The organism is Paenibacillus sp. Pae15, from assembly GCF_024519685.1.
In the GTDB taxonomy this organism is placed as follows: domain Bacteria; phylum Bacillota; class Bacilli; order Paenibacillales; family NBRC-103111; genus Paenibacillus_G; species Paenibacillus_G naphthalenovorans.
The window spans coordinates 181,773-204,146 of the sequence record NZ_JALJRM010000003.1; the positions used below are offsets into that span (position 1 = coordinate 181,773).

The 22,374-nt window shown below is 46.6% G+C and carries 21 protein-coding genes and 1 pseudogene; 6 read left to right on the forward strand and 16 right to left on the reverse strand.

The window, feature by feature from the left end:
* Nucleotides 1-4: 4 nt before the first annotated feature.
* The 4 genes and pseudogenes from NR121_RS03915 to NR121_RS03930 form a co-directional block, all read right to left on the reverse strand.
* The gene (locus NR121_RS03915; RefSeq protein WP_256830547.1) at nt 5-1,609 is read right to left on the reverse strand and encodes an ABC transporter substrate-binding protein; all 1,605 of its coding nucleotides are present in this window, start codon (nt 1,607-1,609) and stop codon (nt 5-7) included.
* 24 nt (nt 1,610-1,633) lie between these two features.
* Nucleotides 1,634-2,344 carry an HAD family hydrolase gene (locus NR121_RS03920; protein ID WP_256830549.1) on the reverse strand — a complete coding sequence of 237 codons (711 nt, stop codon included), beginning with the start codon at nt 2,342-2,344 and terminating at the stop codon, nt 1,634-1,636.
* Between the two features lie 23 nt (nt 2,345-2,367).
* Nucleotides 2,368-2,946, reverse strand: a complete 579-nt coding sequence (locus NR121_RS03925; protein ID WP_256830629.1) for a CocE/NonD family hydrolase — start codon at nt 2,944-2,946, stop codon at nt 2,368-2,370.
* Nucleotides 2,850-3,311, reverse strand: a pseudogene (locus tag NR121_RS03930) (CocE/NonD family hydrolase); the annotation flags it as partial. The gene NR121_RS03925 and the pseudogene NR121_RS03930, both read right to left, overlap by 97 nt.
* A gap of 379 nt (nt 3,312-3,690) precedes the next feature.
* Here NR121_RS03930 and NR121_RS03935 point away from each other — a divergent pair.
* A complete protein-coding gene (locus tag NR121_RS03935) occupies nt 3,691-5,028 on the forward strand; it encodes an LLM class flavin-dependent oxidoreductase (protein WP_256830551.1) in 1,338 nt (445 codons plus the stop codon).
* A gap of 190 nt (nt 5,029-5,218) precedes the next feature.
* Here the strand turns inward: NR121_RS03935 and NR121_RS03940 are convergent, their stop codons facing one another.
* The 11 genes from NR121_RS03940 to NR121_RS03985 form a co-directional block, all read right to left on the reverse strand.
* Entirely contained in the window at nt 5,219-6,178 is a 960-nt protein-coding gene (locus NR121_RS03940) for a catechol 2,3-dioxygenase (protein WP_062407309.1), read from the reverse strand.
* Nucleotides 6,179-6,204: 26 nt separating this feature from the next.
* Nucleotides 6,205-7,422, reverse strand: a complete 1,218-nt coding sequence (fdhA, locus tag NR121_RS03945; protein WP_062407308.1) for a formaldehyde dehydrogenase, glutathione-independent — start codon at nt 7,420-7,422, stop codon at nt 6,205-6,207.
* Between the two features lie 178 nt (nt 7,423-7,600).
* Entirely contained in the window at nt 7,601-8,242 is a 642-nt protein-coding gene (locus tag NR121_RS03950; RefSeq protein ID WP_062407306.1) for a GntR family transcriptional regulator, read from the reverse strand.
* 216 nt (nt 8,243-8,458) lie between these two features.
* Nucleotides 8,459-9,169, reverse strand: coding sequence for a 4-carboxy-4-hydroxy-2-oxoadipate aldolase/oxaloacetate decarboxylase (locus NR121_RS03955; RefSeq protein ID WP_174350797.1), 711 nt, complete (start codon nt 9,167-9,169; stop codon nt 8,459-8,461).
* The gene (locus NR121_RS03960) at nt 9,169-9,900 is read right to left on the reverse strand and encodes a PIG-L deacetylase family protein (protein WP_171005846.1); all 732 of its coding nucleotides are present in this window, start codon (nt 9,898-9,900) and stop codon (nt 9,169-9,171) included. The genes NR121_RS03955 and NR121_RS03960 overlap by 1 nt, the downstream gene beginning before the upstream one ends.
* A gap of 18 nt (nt 9,901-9,918) precedes the next feature.
* Entirely contained in the window at nt 9,919-10,803 is an 885-nt protein-coding gene (locus NR121_RS03965; RefSeq protein ID WP_062407302.1) for a DUF6282 family protein, read from the reverse strand.
* A gap of 138 nt (nt 10,804-10,941) precedes the next feature.
* Nucleotides 10,942-11,961: a tripartite tricarboxylate transporter substrate binding protein gene (locus NR121_RS03970; protein ID WP_256830553.1), complete on the reverse strand. Its 1,020-nt coding sequence runs from the start codon at nt 11,959-11,961 to the stop codon at nt 10,942-10,944.
* A gap of 71 nt (nt 11,962-12,032) precedes the next feature.
* Nucleotides 12,033-13,541, reverse strand: coding sequence for a tripartite tricarboxylate transporter permease (locus tag NR121_RS03975; RefSeq protein WP_235594247.1), 1,509 nt, complete (start codon nt 13,539-13,541; stop codon nt 12,033-12,035).
* Between the two features lie 11 nt (nt 13,542-13,552).
* Complete coding sequence (locus tag NR121_RS25285; RefSeq protein WP_375162508.1) at nt 13,553-13,981, reverse strand: tripartite tricarboxylate transporter TctB family protein; 429 nt, start codon at nt 13,979-13,981, stop codon at nt 13,553-13,555.
* A 142-nt stretch (nt 13,982-14,123) separates the two neighbouring features.
* Nucleotides 14,124-15,020, reverse strand: a complete 897-nt coding sequence (locus NR121_RS03980) for an NAD(P)-dependent oxidoreductase (protein WP_062407294.1) — start codon at nt 15,018-15,020, stop codon at nt 14,124-14,126.
* A gap of 158 nt (nt 15,021-15,178) precedes the next feature.
* Entirely contained in the window at nt 15,179-15,820 is a 642-nt protein-coding gene (locus NR121_RS03985) for a GntR family transcriptional regulator (protein WP_054817981.1), read from the reverse strand.
* 227 nt (nt 15,821-16,047) lie between these two features.
* On the opposite strand from NR121_RS03985, the gene NR121_RS03990 reads away from it, so the two are divergent.
* Together NR121_RS03990 and NR121_RS03995 are read left to right on the forward strand one after the other, a co-directional pair.
* The gene (locus NR121_RS03990) at nt 16,048-16,470 is read left to right on the forward strand and encodes a MarR family winged helix-turn-helix transcriptional regulator (RefSeq protein WP_054818014.1); all 423 of its coding nucleotides are present in this window, start codon (nt 16,048-16,050) and stop codon (nt 16,468-16,470) included.
* A 61-nt stretch (nt 16,471-16,531) separates the two neighbouring features.
* The gene (locus tag NR121_RS03995; protein WP_054817982.1) at nt 16,532-17,158 is read left to right on the forward strand and encodes an FMN-dependent NADH-azoreductase; all 627 of its coding nucleotides are present in this window, start codon (nt 16,532-16,534) and stop codon (nt 17,156-17,158) included.
* Nucleotides 17,159-17,182: 24 nt separating this feature from the next.
* On the opposite strand, the gene NR121_RS04000 is transcribed toward NR121_RS03995, so the two are convergent.
* Nucleotides 17,183-18,829, reverse strand: coding sequence for a PucR family transcriptional regulator (locus NR121_RS04000; RefSeq protein ID WP_256830557.1), 1,647 nt, complete (start codon nt 18,827-18,829; stop codon nt 17,183-17,185).
* A 136-nt stretch (nt 18,830-18,965) separates the two neighbouring features.
* On the opposite strand from NR121_RS04000, the gene NR121_RS04005 reads away from it, so the two are divergent.
* Genes NR121_RS04005 through ald form a run of 3 tightly spaced genes read left to right on the forward strand, consistent with a single transcriptional unit; the run spans nt 18,966 to nt 22,347 of the window.
* Nucleotides 18,966-20,342 carry an aspartate aminotransferase family protein gene (locus NR121_RS04005; RefSeq protein WP_054817986.1) on the forward strand — a complete coding sequence of 459 codons (1,377 nt, stop codon included), beginning with the start codon at nt 18,966-18,968 and terminating at the stop codon, nt 20,340-20,342.
* A complete protein-coding gene (locus NR121_RS04010) occupies nt 20,339-21,232 on the forward strand; it encodes an NAD(P)-dependent oxidoreductase (protein ID WP_174350804.1) in 894 nt (297 codons plus the stop codon). The genes NR121_RS04005 and NR121_RS04010 overlap by 4 nt, the downstream gene beginning before the upstream one ends.
* A complete protein-coding gene (ald, locus tag NR121_RS04015; RefSeq protein WP_054817989.1) occupies nt 21,229-22,347 on the forward strand; it encodes an alanine dehydrogenase in 1,119 nt (372 codons plus the stop codon). Before NR121_RS04010 ends, ald begins: the two co-directional genes overlap by 4 nt.
* Nucleotides 22,348-22,374 lie beyond the last annotated feature (27 nt).

Consider the following 22,374-nt stretch of genomic DNA (forward strand, 5'->3'; position numbering starts at 1 on the left):
CCCGTTACTCGGTATAATAAACGACCGACAAGTCTTGCACGTATAAAGGATACTGCTTATACCCGGCAAGCTTTTTGTTTAAAGCCACATTCAAATTCGGATCCATAATGTATACGGCAGCCGCATCCTCCGTGAGGATCGTTTGGGCTTTCTTGTACAGCTCAACCCGCTTCGCATCGTCGATTTCCGTGACGGCCGCTTTTAGCGCAGCATCGAACTCCGCATTTTTATAATTAAAGAAATTGTTGGACGCGTCGGACAAGTATTTATTAAGGATTTGATACGGATCAAGCTTCCCGTCAAGACCGATGATCGTCAGCTCGTAATCCCTTCCTTTATAGATACGATCAAGCCACACCGCCCACTCTACCGGCTTGATCGTCACCTTAATGCCGATTTTCCCCAACTGCTGGGCAATGACTTGTGCGGTGTCGACGTGGAATTGATAGTTGGATGGAACCGAAAGCGTCGTTTCAAATCCGTCTTTGTAGCCAGCCTCGGCCAGCAGGCTTTTTGCCTTCTCCAGGTTGGTTTCGTAGGCTTGCTCAAGACCTTGCTGATAATATTTGGCCAGAACAGGACTGAGGTTGGAGCCCAGCTTCGTTCCTTTACCGAGGGCGACGCCGGCGATAATCTCATCTTTATCGATCGCATAATTTATCGCTTGTCTTACTTTAATGTCGCTAAACGGCTTCTTGGCCAAATTAAATGTCATGAGCTGCACGAGATTTTGCGGGGCGCTGACGGAATGAAAACGATCCGCAACCTCTTCCAGCCGCTCCGTGCCGATCCTTGGATAAATGTCGGCCTCACCCGATTTTAAGGCGATCAATGCGGCTTCGGCATCGGTGATTATACGGAACTCAACGCTGTCAAGCGAGGGAACATCCGGCACGTAATAATCCTCGAATTTCTCGACGGATAACCGCTGCCCGGGCAAATATTCCTTGAACTTGAACGGACCGGTTCCAATCGGTTTTTTATTGCTGTCCTCATAGCCGTTTGGAATGACTGCGGACGTCAGAGAGGTCAGAAACGACGAGTTGTTTTCCTTCAACTTAATAACAATGGTGGACGCATCGGGAGCTTCGATCGATTGAACGCTGGAAAACGCCGACGACAAAGGTTTCCCCGTAGCCGTTCCGGCCAGCCGTTCATACGAAAACTTCACATCTTCGGACGTAACCGGATTGCCATTATGAAACTTCACCCCGTTTCGAAGCTTGAAGCTATAAGTCAATCCATCCTGCGATACCTGATACGATTCGGCGATGGCGGGATACAGTTCTCCCTTCTCATTAGGTTTCAGCAAGCCTTCAAATACATTAAACAGCACTTCCGCCGTCCCCGCCGCCACAGCAAGATGAGGGTCCAAATAGTCCAAATCCTGTGGAATAATGACGACGACATTCCCCCCCGCCTTCTTTTTCCCCCTTTGCTCTGTGCTTTGCTCTGTTCCTGCCGGCTTTGAAGGACTTGTTTTAGCCCCGGAATCGGCGGAAGGGGGTGAAGACGTCTGTGTACCGGCGCTGCAAGCCGAAACAAATAACGTCACCATTGCAATGGCAAGTAAGTTTGTGAATCTGAATTTCATTACGGATTTCTTCATTTTTTTCCGCCTCCCATTGAAAATTCAAGAAATATGCATCGTTGCCGCGACCAGCAGCCTGGGCAGATCCGCAACGGAAGAAATCGTACGAACCGAATCGATCTCCTCGATCCCAACGTTACCGAACCGGTTAATCAGGCAGGATTCCATGCCCACCTTCGAGCTGCCGATGACATCGTCGTAGTAGTTGTCACCCACGTACAAGCTTTGCTCGGGCCCAACTCCTGACACTTGTAAAGCTTTTTTGAAGATTTCTACATCAGGCTTCGCCACGCCAACCTCGGATGAAACGATAATGTGATCGAAATATTCCGACAATTCGTTTTCCTCCAGCACTTTCCTTGCGGTCAGGTCCCAATTGCTGATCAGACCAAGCCCGAGAGACCGTTCCTTCAGCAGCTGCAGCACGCTCGGAACGAAGGGATACGCCCTCCAGAATAAGCCGCGACACTTCTCGATTTGGCGGAGACGTTCGCACTGATCGCTTAAAGGAAAACTTAATTGCAGCGTATAGTTCAGCACACCGATGTACCATGGGTAGAAAGTATGCATCTCCTGACCCAAGGCTCCCGGATATTCGCGCATGAACAACTTGTCGGTCAAATGATAGGCATGCTCAATGCTTTCCAAACCGATATCGATGCCTTGCTCCAGCAAAAACTGGCGGTATACGTTTTCTCTTTCCTGGTACACAAGCGTATAGCCTAGATCGAACCAAACAAAGGAAACGGGCATTCTTTTTTACACCGCCTTTACTTTTATTCGCGTAAGATAGGCAGCCAAATCCTGGAAGGTCGGCGGCCGTCGTGATGTATCGTCTGTGTCGCCGTAACGAAATCCGCTTCCGTGACCTCTCCGGGATTCATAAGGCGATTTGGATTTCGATCATATGTCGGAAACAATGAACTTGTAATATCCAGCCTGATCGAATGTCCTTGTTGAAACACAACAGCCGTCGGGCCTAATGAAATTTCATATTTCACAATGCCGTCCGGAGGCACCGGCTCCGGACGCTCCAGCCCGTTTCGGTAACTTGCCCGAATGATCCCTTCTGCAATGTTGTACGCTCTGCCGTCGGGATACACATCGACAAGCTTGGCGACAAAATCGGTATCTTCGGCCGAAGTGGAGGCGTACAGCTCAAGCGTAACGTTTCGGCCCAATCTGTCCGCCCCTTTCGCAGCGCCGTATCCTGGGCAACGAACAGCACCCAGGACTGTGTACAAGCAAGTGCGAAGGCCCCGTTCCTGTATGTTTTGCCTTGATAAGAATCGGAGCCGGTCATGGCCGGCGTAATGCAGGTCAAGTGAGGCGGGCGATTCGCCGCAGCGAGCCACTGCACGGCTCCGGCGTAGGAAAATCCGTACATGCCCACCTTTGGAACCGTGTACGGAAGAGACGCCGCCCATTCGATCGTGTCATATCCGTCCTGTCCGTCATCCGCATAAGGATGGAAGTCCCCTTCGGATGCCCACCTGCCCCTTGTATCCTGGACGATCACCACGTATCCGTGGCGGGCATACCAGCTCGGATGCGCATAATTCATCGTCTGGGCATCCTCTTTATTATACGGCGTTCTAAGCAGTAATACCGGATGCCGCCTTCCGTCATCGGGCCGGTATATATCCGCGTATAACCTTATGCCGTCCCGCATCGGCACGGGCACATTTTTCTCAAGTATCAGCCTCGCCGTGTCGGACATCCTTTCCGCTCCTCCCCTCCTGCTGCATGTGGATCAGAAACAGCTATAAAAAAAGACGCCCTATCTGATGATGAGCATCAGATATCGACATCTCCAGTTGACTGGTAATGAAAGTATTCATACAAGTTTAGTTGGTTATATATGGGAGTAATAGTAGCATACGTATATGAAAATGGTCAATAGATGTTTTTTTATAAGGATGAGTTGACAAGAACTCATTTTCTGATTAGGATTTCAACTATAAGCTTCTAATTCCTGCTATTTATGCAGGTATTTGTTAGCCGATGGATCGACCAGACCGACTGGAGACACTTTCTTTTGCCGCAGAAGGTGTCTTTTTTTATTTTTATTCCCCCCATCAGACATAGGAGTGGTGTCCATGGCCCGTAAGAGACAAATGAAATTATCGGCCTACTTGGTCGGAACCGGAATGCACGCTGGCTCATGGAGGCTTGAACAAGCCCATCCGGGAGCAAGCATCGACATCGACTATTACCGCAGGCTGGTTCAGACCGCCGAACGCGGTAAATTCGACATCGCCTTTCTCGCGGACAGTTTGGCGATTAATGATCAGTCCCACCCCAATATTCTGAACCGCTTCGAGCCGATTACGCTCATTGCCGCATTGGCGGGGGCCACATCCCGTATCGGACTTGTCGCAACGGCCTCTACTTCTTATATCGAACCGTTCAATCTCGCGCGTTTATTTATGTCGGCCGATCATATCAGCAAAGGGCGAGTCGGCTGGAACATCGTCACGACGCGAGACTTATCCGGCAGCACGGCCCGAAATTTCGGCGCCTCGACCCATCCGGAGCTCGCCCTTCGCTATCAAAAGGCGGCGGAATTCGTAAACGTCGTTCGGGGTTTATGGGATTCATGGGAGGACGACGCCTTTATTTTCAATAAAGAAACCGGCGTTGTCTTTGATCCGAACAAGCTTCATCGCATCCGGCACAAAGGGGAATTTTTCGAGGTGGAGGGTCCGCTGAATATCGCACGCTCTCCCCAAGGGCATCCCGTACTCGTTCAGGCGGGGAATTCTGAGCCCGGACAACAATTCGCGGCTCAAATCGGGGAAATCATTTTTGCCATCAAATTTAACTTCGAAGACGCAAGGCAATATTATCAAGCTTTTAAAGAACGAATCGCGTCATTCGGCAGAAATCCGGACGATGTCTACATTCTCCAGGGGATCTCTCCTGTCATCGGAGCAACGGAAGAGGAGGCGCGCCTAAAGCTAAAGAGGCTGGAGAGGCTGCTTCCCGATGATACCATTATGGGATTTCTCGCCGATTATTTTAGGGAACTCGATCTAAGCCGCTTTACGCCGGAAACCGCCTCTAAAGAAGCCGGCTTACATACCCTAAACGCCATCCATCCCGATTATCGCAAGCATCAACCGGTGATCATCCGGGAAAACCCGACCTTAAGGGAAGTTTATTCGTTAATCATCGGTTCATTCAGCGGCGATCACCTCATTGGAACCCCGGAGAAGATTGCCGATACGTTGGAAAAATGGTTTCTTGAAGGCGCCGCAGACGGTTTTATGCTCATGTCTCCGGCCTTACCGGACGGCCTGGAAGAGTTCATCGATCGGGTGGTCCCGATTCTTCAACAACGGGGCTTATTTAAAAAAGATTATGAAGGAACCACATTGAGGGAGCATTTCGGTTTACCCGTTCCGCCCAACCGCTTCAGCCGCCAAACCGTATAGCTGCATGAAAAGAAGCGCCTCCGTTTAAGATCGGGAGGCGCTTCCGCCATATTATGGATGAACTGTCGCCGCCTTTCTGAGCCGGGCGTTCCTCTCCGCCAGTTTTCGTTTAAAAAGGGGGAGTGCTTTCTCGCCGAATATCTCTGCCTCTTCGAGGTGCGGGTAACCGGACAAAAGCAAAATAGCCAAACTACTCTTCAACAACGGGTGTTCCATAGGTATGGAAGCTTGGGATGGTAGGCGTCCTCCACGCTTGACCTTTGGCCCTTTCCGCCTGCGTCCATGTCACCGTTTCCCAATCCGGCGCAAAAATAAAATATCCGCCGGTGGCTAGTTCTATCCGATTGCCGCCCGGTTCAAAGCAATATAAGAATAAGGTTTGCTGGATCGCATGCTTTGCCGGACCGCCTTCAATCACAATATCGTTCTCCACATAAATATTGGCTGCGCGCATGAGATCATCCCATGAATCTACACAAAACGTAATATGATGGAGTCTTCCCCGACGGTTAGTCGCATCCAGCGTATAGACCAACTCATAGGATTTTTGTCCGGCATACAACCAGGAGCCCGCATGAGTTCCATTATCCAAAACAATTTGTTCACTCACCCTCAGCCCCAATGCATCCTGCATAAATTGACTGTTGGGTTCCACTTTCTGAGCTAAATAATTGATATGGTCCAACTGCCGCACACCTACACCCTTGCCCGTGTATTTTTGCGGCTGATTTTTCAACGCCGGGCGTAAATGCTCAGGGGCTTGGTACTTTTCGGCTTCAAAATAAATTTCCATCTGATGACCGTCCGGATCCATAAACCGGTAAGACTTGCCATGACCGATATCGCCATCCGTCCAGCCTATGCCATATCCGCTTTTTTCAATCGCGGCATATCGGCGTTCCAAAGCTTGCGGAGAATAAGTCCGCAATGCCGTATGACCAATGCCCGGCTGTTTCGATTCCGTTAATTTCATACAATACCTTTCGTATTGTCCCCATCCGCGGAGATACACCGACTGTCCGGCACGCCCCGCTTCTTCCATACCGAGAATATCCTTAAAAAACCGGAGGCTTTCATCCGGTTTGGGTGTCAAAAGCTCCACATGACCCAGATGCGCAATATCTCTGATTGGCTCATGATACGAATCCATCCTCATTCACCTCTGAAATATCATTTTTATTTCTTCAGAATGCCATGAGGATCAATGACATATTTCCTGGCGGCTCCCTTATCGAAAGCCGCATAGGCTTGAGGGGCTTCATCCAGCGATATGACCGTCGCATTCACTGCCTTTGCGATTTGCGCCCTGCCGCGAAGGATCGACATCATCAATTCATAATGATATTTCATAACGGGAGTTTGCCCTGTCACAAATGTATGCGCTTTCGCCCAACCCAATCCGAATCTGATCTTCAGGGTTCCTATCTTGGCGTCTTCATCTAGAGCACCGGGATCTCCCGTCACATACAAGCCCGGAATCCCCAATTTGCCTCCTGCCCGCGTGACCTGCATGATCGAGTTTAAGACCGTTGCCGGCGCCTCCGAATGTTGAGGTCCGTGTCCATGAGCTTCGAATCCTACACAATCAACCGCACAATCGACTTCCGGCACACCAAGAATCTGTTCGATTTGTTCCCCCAAATTGTCATGCTTGCTTAGGTCGACCGTCTCACATCCAAAGCTTCTGGCTTGCTCCAATCGCTCCGGGTTCAAGTCTCCAACTATAACTACCGCGGCTCCCAGCAACTGTGCCGAATGCGCAGCAGCTAACCCTACAGGGCCCGCGCCTGCCACGTAAACGGTGGAGCCGGGTCTTACTCCTGCGGATACCGCTCCATGATAGCCCGTTGGAAAAATATCCGAAAGCATCGTCAAATCGCGAATTTTCTCCATGGCCTGGTCTTTATCGGGAAACTTTAACAGCTGGAAGTCTGCATAAGGGACCATGACGTACTCTGATTGACCTCCTACCCAGCCTCCCATATCCACGTAACCGTACGCAGAACCAGGACGATCCGGATTTACATTCAAGCAGACGTGTGTATGCTGTTCTTTACAAGCGCGGCAGCGGCCGCATGCAATATTAAAAGGAACCGACACCAAGTCACCTTTTTGGATAAACTCTACATCCCGGCCAACCTCAATCACTTCACCCGTGATTTCATGTCCCAACACCAGACCGGCGGGGGCTGTTGTACGGCCGCGTACCATATGCTGATCGCTGCCGCAAATATTCGTTGTTACAACCTTAAGGATAACGCCATGATCACACTTGCGTCCGACATTTTTGGGGTTCACTCCCGGGCCATCCCTGAGAATTAATTCGGGATATTGAATATCTTCAACCGCTACGTTCCCTGATCCCTTATACACAACCGCCCTGTTCCCTGCCATGCTTTCTCCTCCTTCATCGTTTCATTAAAATAATTCAAAAATGAATTCTATATTGATCAACAATATTGATTGCAATTCAAGTATAGTTTTTTCATATTCGTATGTCAATGCAAATGTTAAATTTATCCTGCGCTGCGCACAAAAAAAACGCCCTGCCACTGGACGTTTTAAAATATGCCTAAAGCAAATATTGATAGTTCTGTGCAATGGTTTGACGCACATTAGCCACATGGTTCTTAATCGCTTCTTCTGCTTCCTTTTCATTGTGCGATTTGAGGGCCTGAAGTATTCTCTCATGCTCTATAAAAGACTGCTGATTTCTCCCCGGGACTAATATGGTTTTGAAGTGAATGCGATTTAATTGCGTTTTAATGGTGTTGATTAATGAAATAGCTTGAACATTCTTCGATGCATTGTATATGACATTGTGAAATTCACGATTCAATAAGGAATATTCGTCAAATCTGTTCTCTTTAATATGTGAATTCATGGTCTCGAGAATGTTTTCAAGCCGTTTGATGTCGGCTTCACTGATGTTCTTAGCAGCACTTTTGGCCACTAATCCCTCAAGAACCTCGCGTATTTCCATATAATTGATGACTTCCTCAAGCGTAAAAGATTTGATGGTGGCTCCTTTGTTGTTTTCCACTTCAACCAAGTTTTCCCGTTCCAGCATCATAAGCGCCTTTTTAATGGTATTTCTGCTGACACCTATGGCCTCTGCAAGCTGGTTTTCCGTTAATTTTTGCGATGGTTTGTAAACACCGGTCAAAATTTTTTCCTTAATATATTGAAAAGCAATGTCCGTTTGACCGCCCATATCCTTACCCCATTTCTTACCATGTGCTTAATTTAGATATACAAAAAAGTTGAACAATACTATCATACAATATATTTTTTTTATGAAAATGTCAATACAAATAAGAAAAAACGGGTTTTGCGCCGCACGCAAACCCGCCCGTCATTTCCTTGTAACTACCCGCATTACCCAGGATTGCTCATAAGAACGTACTGAGATTCTTCATCGTCAACATTGTCAACACGATTTCCTTGCCGTTCTTGCTTCCTCGCTCTCGTAATACACTACATTTTCTTTTTCCAAAATCCCTCTCAAATTATAAAAATCAAGGCTTAGCTCTCCTCTTTCGATTCTGGCCTTGGTATTTTCCTCCTTGGCCATTCTTTGGTTAGAGCTCTCCAGTGCAAGCTTGAGGTCTTCTTTTTTCACAAAAACAATTCCGTCATCATCAGCCATCACCAAATCTCCGGGGTTAACAGAGGCTCCGCCGCACACCGCCGGTGCATTCACCCAGCCACCGCGTGATTTCGTCGAGCCTTGCGAGTGAATGGCTTTGGACCAAACCGGAAATCCGCATTCTCTGATTTTGGCTACATCGCGGATTCCCGCTTCGGTAACGACACCTTGAACTCCGCGTTTCATAAGTGCATTGACGATGAGCTCCCCTATCATGCCCGTGCGGCTTTCCCCGATTGTCGTAATGACCAGAACATCACCCGGCTTGCAAATTTCGATGGCGGCATGAATCATTAAATTATCTCCCGCATAACAGGTGACGGTGACTGCTGGACCGCAAATCTTATTTCCCGGTTTGACCGTCTGCAATTCATGACTTACAAGGCCGATTTTTCCCTGGGCCTCATATACGGTAGAGACATCAAGCTTGGAAAATTGTTCGATGATCGTTTGATCAGGCCGGTCAATGTTTCTTACAATGTACCTTTCCATCAGTTGAACTCGCCTCCAACATAAGGGAAGCAGCGGCTGAAGGCTTCGGCATATTGGTATTGATTGTTGCCGGAAACCCTGCGGGCGTGATTGCCCCGAAGCTTGGCCTTTGCCCCGTAATATTCAATTAAATGCTTCTGGGCTTTAAAGCAGTTCATCGCAGCTTCCTTCTGCTCGTAGGTTTCGGTAATATCTATGATCACGTCGGGCTTGAAGTCGCTGATTTCGGATTGATGGGGCTCAAAGCCGAATAGGCGCGCCTGCTTGGCCGTCGGATACCCGTCGATTCGCACACCGTTCGAGGTCGAAAGAACACTTGCATCAAATACGAACTTCCCAACGGTCTCATGATCCGGATTAAATGCGTCTTTAAAGCCATGTGTCAAAATATGATGCGGAGCCGTTTCACGGATTTTACAAACCATCCGCTCCATCCGTTCGTCAGTTATTTTCATATGGTAATCTTCATAATCCCAAATTTCCATTTGACGGATGCCAAGATGCTCCGCGGCTTGTTCGATTTCCTGGCGCCGGATTTTTTTGACGTTTTCGACGGTTTGCCCTTCGATATTCCAAAGGTCATTCGATTCCCCTCTAACGCCGTAGCTTAATATGACTAACGAGACGTTAGCCCCGTGCTTGATGTATTTGGCAATCGTACCTCCGCCTCTCCACACAAAATCCGCTGCATGGGCACTGACAACCAATAAATTCGTGTTCTGATCAATCATGCTTTCATCTCCCTTAATTTATTCTTCTACTAAAAATGAAGTATTTTCCACCATCATGTTTTTCAGTTCTTCTTTAGTAAAACCATTATTTAATAAATTGGCAGCAAACATCGCCAACCCTTCATCGGGGTACGGACCGTTTGGTTGACCTAAGTCCGTTGATAAAATACAGTTTTGAGGACCTACGAAACGAATCTGCTCGTATACCGCTTCCCAGGTTGTCTTATTGGAATGAGGCGTGGTAAAACAGTGTTCCATAAATGCCCCTTGTTGAGCCAGCTCTTTTTGTTCCTCCTTTGTAAAATCGATAGAAGGAAAATTCGGATGCGTAACTACGATTTTCTTGACTTTTAAATCAACGGCTGCTTTCACTAAAGCGAATGTCTCCGCCTTCCCTAAATGCCCGGTAGCGAGGATAAGGTTATAATGCGAGATGATATCCAAAATATCGTAAACTTCTTTTTTAAGTTTGGATTCCTCCAATATGGATATACTGGATTGGGTTTTTCCTTGTTCAATTAATTCCATCTGCAATTTGGCCCAAAAAGGTAATTTGGTATGGGATCCTTTTCTAAAAAACTCTTGCTCGTTCGTAGCGTCAAATGTAGGCATCCAAACAATTTTCGCTCCATCGCGGGCTGCCATTTCTACGGCCAGAGGGTTGAGTCCACCCACTGAATTATTTAAGCTGATCGCTCCAATCAAGTTTACGTCGGGATAAACTTTATGGACTAATTTCGCCCGTTCTGCCGTACAAAAATAGTGTGATTTTATTCCATATCCTTTCATCCCAACTTTTCGGATGCGTTCCGCCATTTCAAGATCGTCAAGCTTTCTGGACATGACATCCGGTCCCGTGTGAACATGCAGGTCATAGGCCCCTTCAAGCAATTCTGGATACACATGATTTCCTCGCTTTCTTAAGAGTAAGGTCAATTAATTGAGTTTCATTAAAGTTTTCAATATTGTTAAACAATATTGCGCAATAATGATTATAATCCGCTGTTTGATTTATGTCAATTGCATCATTGAAACATGACATCACCAACCAAGCATCGTCTTAAGCTCCATTATGGCTGCTTCCTGCTTCTTTAACAGCTGTATATAAGCATCTCCTTTCGTCAGATCAACCTTCATGCCCAATTCGCTCGCTTTATTAATAAATTCCGGATTGGTTTCTGCTTTCTCAATAGCACTCTGGAGCTTTGCAATGATTTGCGGATCAATGCCTTTAGGCCCTGCTATACCTCTGGATGCATAGGTGATCGAATTCTCGAAACCCACTTTTTCTTTCATCGTAGGCACATCCGGAAGCTTAGGATTGCGTTCCGGCCCAAAAACACTTAGAGCCTTTAACTGACCGCTATGAACCTGGTCAATCGCTCCCCCGATTTCCCCAATCAGTACATCGACATGACCGCCGAGTACACTTGCTATGGCTTCCCCCGTACCGCCAAATTGAACGAATCTAAATTTCGTTCCCAGTTCTTTGTTCATTGACAATGCAATCAAATGATTGCTTGAACCTATACCATTGCTGGTTACGGATATCTCGTTATTTTTTGCATACTCAATAAGATCATTAATAGTTGCAAAACGTTTATCGTCAGGACGTACAGCAATGAGTCCTTCATCAACCCCGTGATTAATAATATGTTCAAAGCTGTCCAAGTTCTCTTTTCTATTGGCGGAAGGGTTGATATATCCAGTAATTAACGCCGGATTAACGATGACACCAAGGGTGTAGCCATCAGGTTTGGCATTCACTAAATCGGCGTAAGCTACCCAACCTGCAGCCCCCACCTTATTTTCAACCACGACCGGAACTCCCAAATCCTTCTCTAAATAAGAGGCTAAAAGACGCGCACCCAGGTCAGTTCCCCCGCTTGCGGCAAAGGGTACAATGAGCTTAATCGGCTTATTGGGCCAATCGATTTGCTGAGTTCCGGCCGCCCCCTTACCGGCTGCATCCGTAGAATCATTAGAGGACCGCGGGGTACATCCAATAAGCGCTCCAAGGGCTAATACAATAATGGCAAAAGCAACAAACGTTTTTTTCATAGCAAGCCACCCTTTATCATTTTTTTATATAAATTTTATCCGAACGTCTATTCTCACATGGACGCCAAATCTTACATTTCCACATCTTCTGTAACGGGCCGTTTATTTTTTATCGAGGCAACGATGCTGATGAGCATGGTGAGAATGGCGATCGATAAGATCGTCCCGGAAAGCGGTCTCGTGAAGAACCCGAGAACATCCCCCTGAAAAATAGTTAAAGACTGCAATAACGTTTTCTCTAAAAGAACGCCTAACACATAAGTTAAAATAATGGGAGCCAGTGGAATTTCAGCCTTTTTAAATAAATAGCCTAGAATTCCAAAGACCAGCATTGCCCCTACATCAAACATGCTGTTATTCAGGCTGTACGTTCCAACAATTGTGATCATGATAATGATCGGCAAGAGAAGTTTAAAGGGAATCATCGTAATTTTCGCCCACACATTGGCCATCGGCAGGTTCATGACTAACAGAATGGCGTTTCCGATAAACATACTCGCTATAATTCCCCATACCAGGTCCGGGTTTTTCTGGAACAGCGTCGGTCCCGGAGTAAGACCATGCATAATAAAAGCGCCTAACAATACCGCGACGGTAGGAGAGCTCGGAATCCCCAGTGTGAACAGCGGAATTAATGCGCCACCGCTGTAGGAATTGTTAGCCGTTTCCGGCCCGGCCACCCCTTCCAAAGCCCCTTTTCCAAAGCGGGAAGGATGTTTAGACAGCTTCTTTTCCATAGAATAGCTAAGAATCGTAGGAATGACCGAGTTGGTTCCCGGAATTAATCCGATCAGGAAGCCCAATATGCTTCCCCTGCCGATCGCTTTCATAGAAGGTCCCCATTCCTCCTTTTTAGGAAGCAGACCGTTCACCTTAGAAGGTACTGCAGCTTTCCCTTTCAAGTTTTCTTCGGCATTGATAAATAGTTCGGAAAGCCCGAACATCCCCATCGCAATGGCTATAAAGTCTATACCTTTCATCAGTTCCGTTTGACCGAAAGCAAATCGAATGATGCCGGAGCTTTGATCCTGGCCAATAAACGCTATAGATAAACCGAAAAGCGCTCCGATAACCCCCTTCAATAAGGATTTTCCCATTAATCCAAGCAGCAAAGAGAGCCCTAAAATCACCAAAGCAAAAAATTCAGGAGGACCAAAATTAAGCGCCTGCTTCGCCAGAAAGGGGCCGATTAAAACTAACCCGACAATGGAAACAATGCCTCCGATGAACGAACCGATACCCGCGATCCCAAGCGCTGCCCCCGCTCGACCCTGCTTGGCTAACGGGTGGCCGTCCAGACATGTAATTAACGAGGAGGCCTCCCCTGGGGTATTAATCAATACGGATGTGATGGTTCCTCCGTACATGCTTCCATAGTAAATGCCGGACAGCATGATAATCGCAGATACCGGCTCAAGTGCAAAAGTCAAAGGCAAAAGGAGCGCCGTTCCTGCTGTAGGACCCAATCCGGGAAGAACGCCGATGAACATGCCGAATGTAACGCCCAACAGACAATACAACAGGTTTTGCCACGTAAGCGCTGTCTCGAATCCAAGCAGTAAGTAACCTAACGATTCCACGATTTCCCCTCCTACCATCCCAAGTCATTTACAGGTAACGGCACCTGTAAAAGGATTCCGAAAACCCAAAATACGATGAAAGATATCGAAGCGGAGAGCCCTAAACTCCAATACCATTTATAGCCCCGCATAAACAAGAGAAATAAGGTTATCGTACTGCCAATTAAAAAACCCAATAAAGGTGCGATAATGATAAATAGGATGAAAGAACCCGCGCATACCAAAACATTGATAAGCCCTTCACCTTTAGGCAAAATCCGGGAGAAAAGAATGATATCTTTTTTTAGCGAAATGACCAGATAGATTATGGAAAAAACGAAAGTGAGTCCGCTCACCCACCGTGGCAGCATCCCGGGACCCGGGCCGTATTCGCTGTAATAATCCATCGATAATGATTCCCAAAACATGATTCCGCTATAGAGGAGAAAGAAAACAGCCATGTAAACGCCTAAGTTTTTCAAATGAAGCACATCCTTTATTCATTCTCGCATGAACTTTTATCCGTTTTCACTCGTGCCAAACCCCTGCTTATCAGACTTTCAATTTTTACCTGGTTAGGGCTTTCAATCTCTCGCCTATGATTTATTGTGGTACGGATTTATTCATTAATGCTTCAAGAACCTGCACAAAATGACCGGGAACCTTCATATCGAAATGGGATTTTAAATCCAGGTCAACGATCTGCTGCAGCTTTCCCTTGGTCGCCAAGGATACAGAGTAATCCAAATCCAGATCCTTCAATGTGCCGATGACTTCTTCCATCTCCGCTACTCTTCTCTCCGCATGAATAGCAGTACGTGTAAGAAGTAAATTGGCTAATTCCTCAGTGGAATGGCTAGATAGGGTCCCCCGGATGGAAGTCAATATTTCTCGGTCAATTCCTGATTTATAAGCTGCAGTCAATGTTTCCAGAAGCAAGGCCGTAAACCCTTTCATAAAAATGCTTCGAATCATTTTCATTGCTGAAGCGCTTCCGGCCTCCTCGTTGATATAGGTAATGTTCATTCCGTATCTCCCCATGACATCCGAAAACTTACGTGCACCTGTACCACTGGCCGAAATCGGAACTTTATGGCGGTGAGGAGGAACGGCTTCCATGACTGCCGCATCTGCAAACCATACGCCTGCTTGATCCATAAGCTTAGAAATTTCTTGCTTTACTTTTGGAGATGCCGAATTCATATCCACATAAATTTGCTCTTTTCGCAAAAATGCAGCGGCTTCTTGAGCGATCATAAGCGCATACTTGGCACTGGTTGCACAAAAAACAATGCGGCTGCTTTCAATTAATTGCTTCAAAGACGAAGTTAAAGTCACATTAGCCAAATCAGCCCTTTCTTTAATGATAGCCCCAGCCACCGGCTCTGCTGCCATTACGTCGAATGCGAAGATAGATGAAACTCCCTCGGACACTAAACCGCTCGCCATATGAAATGCTGCTTCACCGAATCCGATGAAGCCTATACCCGGTTGGTTCAATGTACTAACCTCCCTTTATCAGTAAGCAATCAAATACATGAAAGTTGAAACATATAGACTACAATAATGTTCAACAATTATGTTTACAACAAAAAATATAACGCATCTGCAAATTCGTGTCAATAACTTAGCAAAAAAAGTCGAAAAATTGGAGCCTGTTACAACAAAAATTGATAATTATTTTCTATTGTTTTTCGGACGTTAGAGATGTGCTGCTTAATGGCCAACTCAGCCATTGCCGCATCATGGTTTTTCAAAGAAGCAAAAATCATTTTATGTTCATTGAGAGAACTTTCGTTTCTTCCGGGAATGAGCAGTGTTCTGAAGTGGAACCGCATTAACTGCGTTTTTATCATACTCACCATTTCCGTCGCTTGTATATTTCTGGATGCATTGTAAAGTATATTATGGAATAACCTGTTTAATTTGGAATATTCATCAATTTGATTTTGCTTCATACAATGTTCCATTCTTAATAAGAGCTGCTCCAGCTCATCAATTTCTGTATCCTTTATATGCTGTGCCGCCGATCTGGCAATGATCCCCTCCAAGGCTTCCCTTATTTCAAGATAATTTTTCACTTCTTCCAAGGTAAACGATTTAATGGTCGCTCCTTTATTGTTTTCAATGCTAACCAAATTTTCCCGCTCCAGCTTTAACAAAGCTTTTTTCACAGTGTTTCGGCTTACGCTTATCATTTCCGACAACTGACTTTCAATCAATTTTTGAGTTGGTTTGAAAGTACCGTCCAATATTCGCTCACGAATATATTTATAGGCATACTCTGTTTGATTACTCATTATCTTTTCTCCTATGATAAAGTTTGATTGAACAATTTTGTAATACAATTATGTGCAAAATTAATCATAAATATTTCGTAAGTGGATGTCAAGGAGCAAATGAATGCGCGCCACTTCCACTTTTTTGAAGGAAAACGGTTCGATTCCTCATCCTAATTGACACCTGGGCTATTTATGAATATAATCACATTTGTTATAGCAACTTTTTAAGGAGAGGGCTGGATTTGATGCTTCCTTTACAAGAATATATCAGCATTTTTATTCATCAGACCGATTTAACCCTCACCAATTATATTAAATCCAAGCTGGCTCCTTTTCAGCTCGCGCCGGAGCAGAATTTGGTTATGATGCTTCTTTGGGAAAAAGACGGCCTTAATCAAAATGAAATTGCCGAGAAGCTGAAAAAAGATAAAACGAATATTGCCCGTATGGTCTATAATCTGGAGCAAAAAGGCTTTATTCACAGAGTGGTCGGAGAACACGACCGGCGTTCACTAAGGGTTTTCCTGACGGATGAAGGAAAAAAATTAGGCGAGCAAGTCATTCCCATAGCCGAGGAATTTAATCGTTTGGTATGTAAAGGAATTACCGAGGAAGAGCTAACCGAGTTAAGACGAATCCTTACTAAAATGAGTTCCAATATGGAGTAGGAGCTTTTCTCCGTCTAATAGTTGCTATAACAACAAAATAACAGCATCGATGGAGGTTATTATGGCTAAGGTACTTTTTGTCAAAGCAAATCCCCGCCCGGTTGAGCAAGCTGTCAGTGTTAAGCTGTACCAGGCATTCCTCGAAAGCTACAAAGAATCCCATCCCCAGGATGAGATCATTGAATTGGATCTGTTTAAGGAAAATTTACCGTATTATGATGCGGATAAAATTAACGGGATGTTTAAATTAGCCAAAGGATTGGAACTTACTCCGGAGGAACAAGCGGCTGCCCATACGGTAAATCAATATCTGGACCAATTCCTTGCCATGGATAAGATCGTATTCGCCTTCCCGCTCTGGAACTTCACTGTTCCTTCCGTACTTCATACGTACTTGGATTATCTGAGTCAAGCAGGCAAGACCTTCCGGTATACTCCAGAAGGCCCCGTCGGGCTGCTTCAGAATAAGAAGGTTGTTTTGTTAAATGCAAGGGGCGGCGTCTATTCCAGCGGACCTGCGCAATCTGCCGAGATGGCAGTCAACTATGTAACCAATATTTTAAACTTTTGGGGAGTAAAAGACATCACAACCGTCATTGTAGAGGGGCACAACCAATTCCCTGACAAGGCAGAAGAAATTATTCACGAAGGTCTTGTAAAAGCGACTACTTTCGCAAGCCGCTTCTAATTAGACAGCGTCAATCGGATGATTTCACTTATGAAGCGGATGATCCACAAGATGATAAGCGTAGATCGCCAGTTCGAGGCAAATTCGTTTGTGCGGTTTTAAAAAATCGGGGCCGAGCAGTTCTTTGCATTTTTCCAGACGGTGGTACAGCGTTTGTCTGTGGATAAACAACTGTTCCGCCGTTTCCTGTTTATTCCCCATGTTTTTAAAATAGACGGAAAGTGTTTCCAAAAGCGGAATATCGGTTTCGTCCTCAAACTTGAGCAAAGGTCCGATATGGTCATGAACAAATTTTTTTAACAAACGCGTATCCGAAATATGGGTCAAAATTTGATAGACTCCCAGTTCATCATAAAAAGGGCTGGCTCCCGGCAGCAGAATGCCGATGTTCAATGTTTTGTCCGCCTCGGCAAAACTGAAATGCATATCGATCAGTCGTGTCTTCGGCTGGCTGAACCCTACGAACAGATCGAGATTCCCACGGAAATTATGGGATAGATTTTGCCGGAGCTCATGCAAGGTTTTTGTTAACTTTTCTTTAAAATCAAAAGCTGAAAAAGAATACGATTCCTTAAAACAAAGGATATATAATTGATTTTTTTTATTCAGCAGCAAGCAGTGAAATCCTTGCTTTCTCAATAAAGTACGGCATAATACGAGCAAATCCTGCTTGACCGATTCTATTACTTCCTCATTTTCATGCTTCAGGTCGTGAACAATCTGCATGATTCCCGCCATAAAATAATAATCTTGCTTATCTGTCGGCTGCAAACCAATGCGCGCGCGCATCGCATCTTCCTGATGAACATTGCCTATTAATAAATCTTCCATGAATTGCTGTTGGGTTTCCATCGCTTTTTCTTCGAGAAACAATTTTCGGAGGAGCACGTGAGCTGTCGCCTGTATCGCATAATCAAGAATAAACGGCAAATGGTCGGATACGGGCTGGTCGGGCAGCAATAGCGCTATATATGAAAGGGTATTTCCAAAACAAATGACCGGCTGGATCAAAATTTTCCGGGAAGCGTCAAAAGGCAATTCGCATAAGGAAGAGACGACATCCGCTCGTCCATCTACAAGCCGCTGATAAGTTTCGAGCTCCGTGTGATAGCTGGAAGGAATGGCATAGGAGTTGCCGACGAGAGAATAAAAAAGTACCGGATATTTGGTCCGTTCATGCAGCAATTGAAGAATCGGTTTAATTTCGGTAGATTGAAGCGTCAATTTTTGTAATTCCCGGGACAACTGTTCCAATTCCTGCAAAAAATGATGGTGTTTATTAATAAGCCATGCATGCAGATCCTGGGTAATGTCGACGAAACGGACCGGTTGTTCGAAAGCAATGAGCGGGAAATGGTGTTTATCGGCCAATTCGATCATGTCACCGGGAATGGTCGTCAGATGTTCTCCCAATTCAACGCAAAGTCCGGCTGCTTTTTGTTCAATTAATTGATTCATATAAATATGCCGGATTTTTATACTTTTAAGAGCGACACCGGTTGTCAAGATCAAATCGTCTTCATTGACGAACGGGCTCAGATGGGTAGTTTCCACAATATGCACCCAGCGTACGTTACGGCGTATTCCCTCGTGACCGGCAATGATGCGAGCATGGCGGAAAAGAGGACGTTCGAGAATGGCTTCGACGGTTAATTTGTCATCATAATCCATGACGTGCCTCCCTTAATGACTTGATTGACAATATGTCTAATTATTTACAAGATCACTAAACACTTTGTCAGCTAAAAAGATGTTAATTTTAATGTAAGCTAATATTACATTAAAGTCAATGAGGGAGAAAAAAACCATGTTAAACAAACAGGAACTGTTGGAAAAAGACAGCAAATATCTATGGCATCAAATTTCCCCGCACAATGAAAATCCGATGATTGTTGTATCGGGAGAGGGAAGCTGGATTACGACCATTGACGGAGAGCGGTTTTTCGATGGGATGTCCGGCCTGTGGTGCGTAAACATTGGTCATGGGCGTGAAGAAATCGCCGAAGTGGCAAAAGAACAGATCAAGACGATTGCTTATGCGTCCCTTGTGCAAAGTCATGTGCCTGCCATTGAACTGGCGGCGAAAATCAACGAATGGCTGGAAGGAAATTACCGGATTTTTTATTCGAATTCGGGTTCGGACGCCAACGAAGTAGCATTCAAAATTGCCCGCCAATATCATCACCAAAACGGCGAGCCTACGCGTCATAAATTTATCTCCAGGCATCGGGCGTATCATGGCAACTCGATGGGAGCATTAGCAGCGACCGGTCAAGCACACCGAAAAATCAAATATGAACCGCTGACGCCGGGTTTCCTGCATGTCCCGCCGCCCTATTGCTACCGCTGCCCGTTTGGCAAGGAGAAAGGAAGCTGCCAGCTGGAATGCGCGCAAATTTATGATGAGGTCATGAACTGGGAAGGCGCGGAAACGGTCGCCGGCGTCATACTTGAACCTGTCATTACCGGCGGAGGGGTTATTGTGCCGCCTCCCGAGTATTTGCAAGAGGTTAGGAAAATTTGCGACAAATATGGTGTATTGATGATTGTCGATGAAGTCATCTGCGGATTTGGGCGTTCCGGAGCAAAATTCGGACACTTCAATTTTGCGGTGAAGCCGGACATCGTCACCATGGCCAAAGGCATCACAAGCGCCTATTCGCCGCTTTCCGCAACAGCGGTCCGGGCCGAAATATATCAAGCGTTCAAGCAACCGGAGGCCGACGCTCATTTCCGACACATTAATACATTCGGAGGCAATCCGGTTTCCTGTGCCATCGCCTTAAAAAATATTGAAATTCTTGAAAAAGAAAATCTGGTCGGTCAAGCAGCCAAAATGGGCAAGTTATTGGAGGAAAAACTCGCCCGATTGACCGTTCATCCGCATGTTGGGGATATCCGGGTATTTGGTTTTCTGGCCGGGATTGAATTGGTGGAAGATAAAGAAAGCAAAGAGCCAGCCTCTACCGATATCATGTTGAAGGTGCTGTCGGAATGCCAAAAACAAGGACTGCTGGCAGGCAAAAACAGCGATACCGTTCCGGGATTCAACAACATCATCACATTGTCTCCGCCGTTTGTCACCTCCGAAAAAGAAATTGATTTTATCGTGGACACGCTGGATCAAGCATTGGAACGTTTAGCCGCAGCGGATAAAGTGAATATAGGGGGACGGATCGGATGAAGGTAGGATTTATCGGCCTGGGTACTATGGGGTTAAGGATGACGACGAATCTGTTAAAAAGGGGGTTTGAAGTCTATGTATACAGCCGCAGCCGCGGACCGATCGAAACGGCCGTATCCCGCGGAGCTATGGAGGCCTTGAATCCGGCAGATTTGGCGGCGAAAACCGATATCGTGCTTACCTGCTTGCCTATGCCGGATACGGTGGAACAGGTATACTTCGGAGAAAACGGCATCATGGCCGGTATCCGACCGGGGATGATCCTGGCCGATCACAGCACGGTAGGTCCGGATTTGAGCCGAAAAATCGATGCGGAAGCAAGGAAAAAAGCCGTTTCCTTCATCGACGCGCCTGTAAGCGGAGGTCCGTCGGGCGCAGAGGCCGGCACCCTGACCATCATGTGCGGCGGAGATCAGGAAGCCTTGAACCGGGCCCTTCCCGTGTTTCAAGCGATGGGCCAAAAGATCATGCATATGGGGGACAGCGGCAGCGGCAGCATTACGAAACTGATTAATAATATGCTTTTCGGGGCGCATACATCCGTTCTTGCCGAAGCTCTGGTGCTTGCAGAAAAAACGGGGATTCATAAAGAAAAAATGTTCTCGGTGCTCCAATCGAGCACAGGGAACAGCGCGGCTCTTAACTGGGTTTTTCCGTTAATCGTCAACCGTGAATTTGCTCCACGCTTCAGCATTGATCTATTGCTGAAAGATATGCGCATCGCCTGTGAGGTTGCCCGTAATGAAGGGATGGTGCTGCGCGTGGCGGAAACGGCCCGGGAAGCTATTGCAGCCGCCCAGCAATCGGGGTATGGCGCCTCTGATGTGTCAGCCGTTATCCGTCCGATGGAAGACAAATACAGATTGATTGTCAAAGGGGAGTCCGTATGATTATCAGCGTGCCGAGAGAAATAAAGAATAACGAAAACCGCGTAGCGATTACGCCTGCAGGGGTTTCGACGCTTGTCCAAGCCGGGCATCAGGTCAAAATCGAAACACGGGCCGGCATTGGAAGCGGATTTGCCGATGAAGATTATGCCGCAGCGGGAGCGAAGATCGTACAAACGGCGGAAGACGCTTGGGAAGCGGACATGGTTATGAAAGTAAAAGAACCGCTTCCGGAAGAATACCGTTATTTTCGCCAACATTTGATTTTATTCACCTACCTGCATCTTGCCCCGCTGCCGGATTTGACAAAAGCGCTGCTGGATAACGCAGTTACCGGCATTGCTTATGAAACCATTCAGCTGGATAACGGAGAACTGCCGCTGCTGCAGCCGATGAGCGAGGTGGCCGGACGCATGGCCGTTCAGGTCGGCGCGCATTATCTCGAAAAAGCTTCAGGGGGAAAAGGGGTGCTCCTTGGCGGAGTACCGGGCGTACTTCCTGGCCGGGTAACGATTATCGGCGGCGGCATCGTCGGGATCAACGCCGCGAAAATAGCAGCAGGCATGGGCGCGCAGGTCACGTTGCTCGACATCAACCCAAGCCGCCTCCGGTATCTGGACGAAATCTTTAACGGCCGAATCCGGTTATTGATGTCCCATCCTTATAACATCGCCCAAGCCGTAAAAGATTCGGATCTAGTGATCGGAGCCGTTCTGATTCCGGGGGCGCGATCACCCCGGCTCGTAACCGAAGAGATGGTGAAGCAAATGGAACCGGGTTCGGTCATCGTCGATGTTGCGATTGATCAGGGAGGATCGATTGAAACGATTGACCGCGCTACCACGCATGATGAGCCAACTTATACCAAGCATGGCGTCATCCATTACGCCGTGTCGAATATGCCTGGAGCTGTTGCCCGCACATCCACATTGGCGCTGGCCAACGCAACGACTCCCTATGCGCTGCAAATCGCCAACGACGGCTTTAAAGGGGCGATTGCCAAAAATAAAGCGATCGCCCGTGGAGTGAATACGCTGGATGGCAAAATTACGTTCAAAGGCGTCGCCGAAGCGCTTGGTTACCCGTTTTCGGAAGTCGAGAAAATGATAAGTGCTTGAGGCTTGAATCCGTAAGCGCCACTTTCA

What these genes read in the sequence shown, in the direction of transcription:
- NR121_RS03915 (WP_256830547.1), bottom strand. Translation starts at nt 1,609, where the DNA reads ATGAAGAAATCCGTAATGAAATTCAGATTCACAAACTTACTTGCCATT.
- NR121_RS03920 (WP_256830549.1), bottom strand. Translation starts at nt 2,344, where the DNA reads ATGCCCGTTTCCTTTGTTTGGTTCGATCTAGGCTATACGCTTGTGTAC.
- NR121_RS03935 (WP_256830551.1), top strand. Translation starts at nt 3,691, where the DNA reads ATGGCCCGTAAGAGACAAATGAAATTATCGGCCTACTTGGTCGGAACC.
- NR121_RS03940 (WP_062407309.1), bottom strand. Translation starts at nt 6,178, where the DNA reads ATGGATTCGTATCATGAGCCAATCAGAGATATTGCGCATCTGGGTCAT.
- fdhA (WP_062407308.1), bottom strand. Translation starts at nt 7,422, where the DNA reads ATGGCAGGGAACAGGGCGGTTGTGTATAAGGGATCAGGGAACGTAGCG.
- NR121_RS03950 (WP_062407306.1), bottom strand. Translation starts at nt 8,242, where the DNA reads ATGGGCGGTCAAACGGACATTGCTTTTCAATATATTAAGGAAAAAATT.
- NR121_RS03955 (WP_174350797.1), bottom strand. Translation starts at nt 9,169, where the DNA reads ATGGAAAGGTACATTGTAAGAAACATTGACCGGCCTGATCAAACGATC.
- NR121_RS03960 (WP_171005846.1), bottom strand. Translation starts at nt 9,900, where the DNA reads ATGATTGATCAGAACACGAATTTATTGGTTGTCAGTGCCCATGCAGCG.
- NR121_RS03970 (WP_256830553.1), bottom strand. Translation starts at nt 11,961, where the DNA reads ATGAAAAAAACGTTTGTTGCTTTTGCCATTATTGTATTAGCCCTTGGA.
- NR121_RS25285 (WP_375162508.1), bottom strand. Translation starts at nt 13,981, where the DNA reads ATGGCTGTTTTCTTTCTCCTCTATAGCGGAATCATGTTTTGGGAATCA.
- NR121_RS03985 (WP_054817981.1), bottom strand. Translation starts at nt 15,820, where the DNA reads ATGAGTAATCAAACAGAGTATGCCTATAAATATATTCGTGAGCGAATA.
- NR121_RS03990 (WP_054818014.1), top strand. Translation starts at nt 16,048, where the DNA reads ATGCTTCCTTTACAAGAATATATCAGCATTTTTATTCATCAGACCGAT.
- NR121_RS03995 (WP_054817982.1), top strand. Translation starts at nt 16,532, where the DNA reads ATGGCTAAGGTACTTTTTGTCAAAGCAAATCCCCGCCCGGTTGAGCAA.
- NR121_RS04000 (WP_256830557.1), bottom strand. Translation starts at nt 18,829, where the DNA reads ATGGATTATGATGACAAATTAACCGTCGAAGCCATTCTCGAACGTCCT.
- NR121_RS04005 (WP_054817986.1), top strand. Translation starts at nt 18,966, where the DNA reads ATGTTAAACAAACAGGAACTGTTGGAAAAAGACAGCAAATATCTATGG.
- NR121_RS04010 (WP_174350804.1), top strand. Translation starts at nt 20,339, where the DNA reads ATGAAGGTAGGATTTATCGGCCTGGGTACTATGGGGTTAAGGATGACG.
- ald (WP_054817989.1), top strand. Translation starts at nt 21,229, where the DNA reads ATGATTATCAGCGTGCCGAGAGAAATAAAGAATAACGAAAACCGCGTA.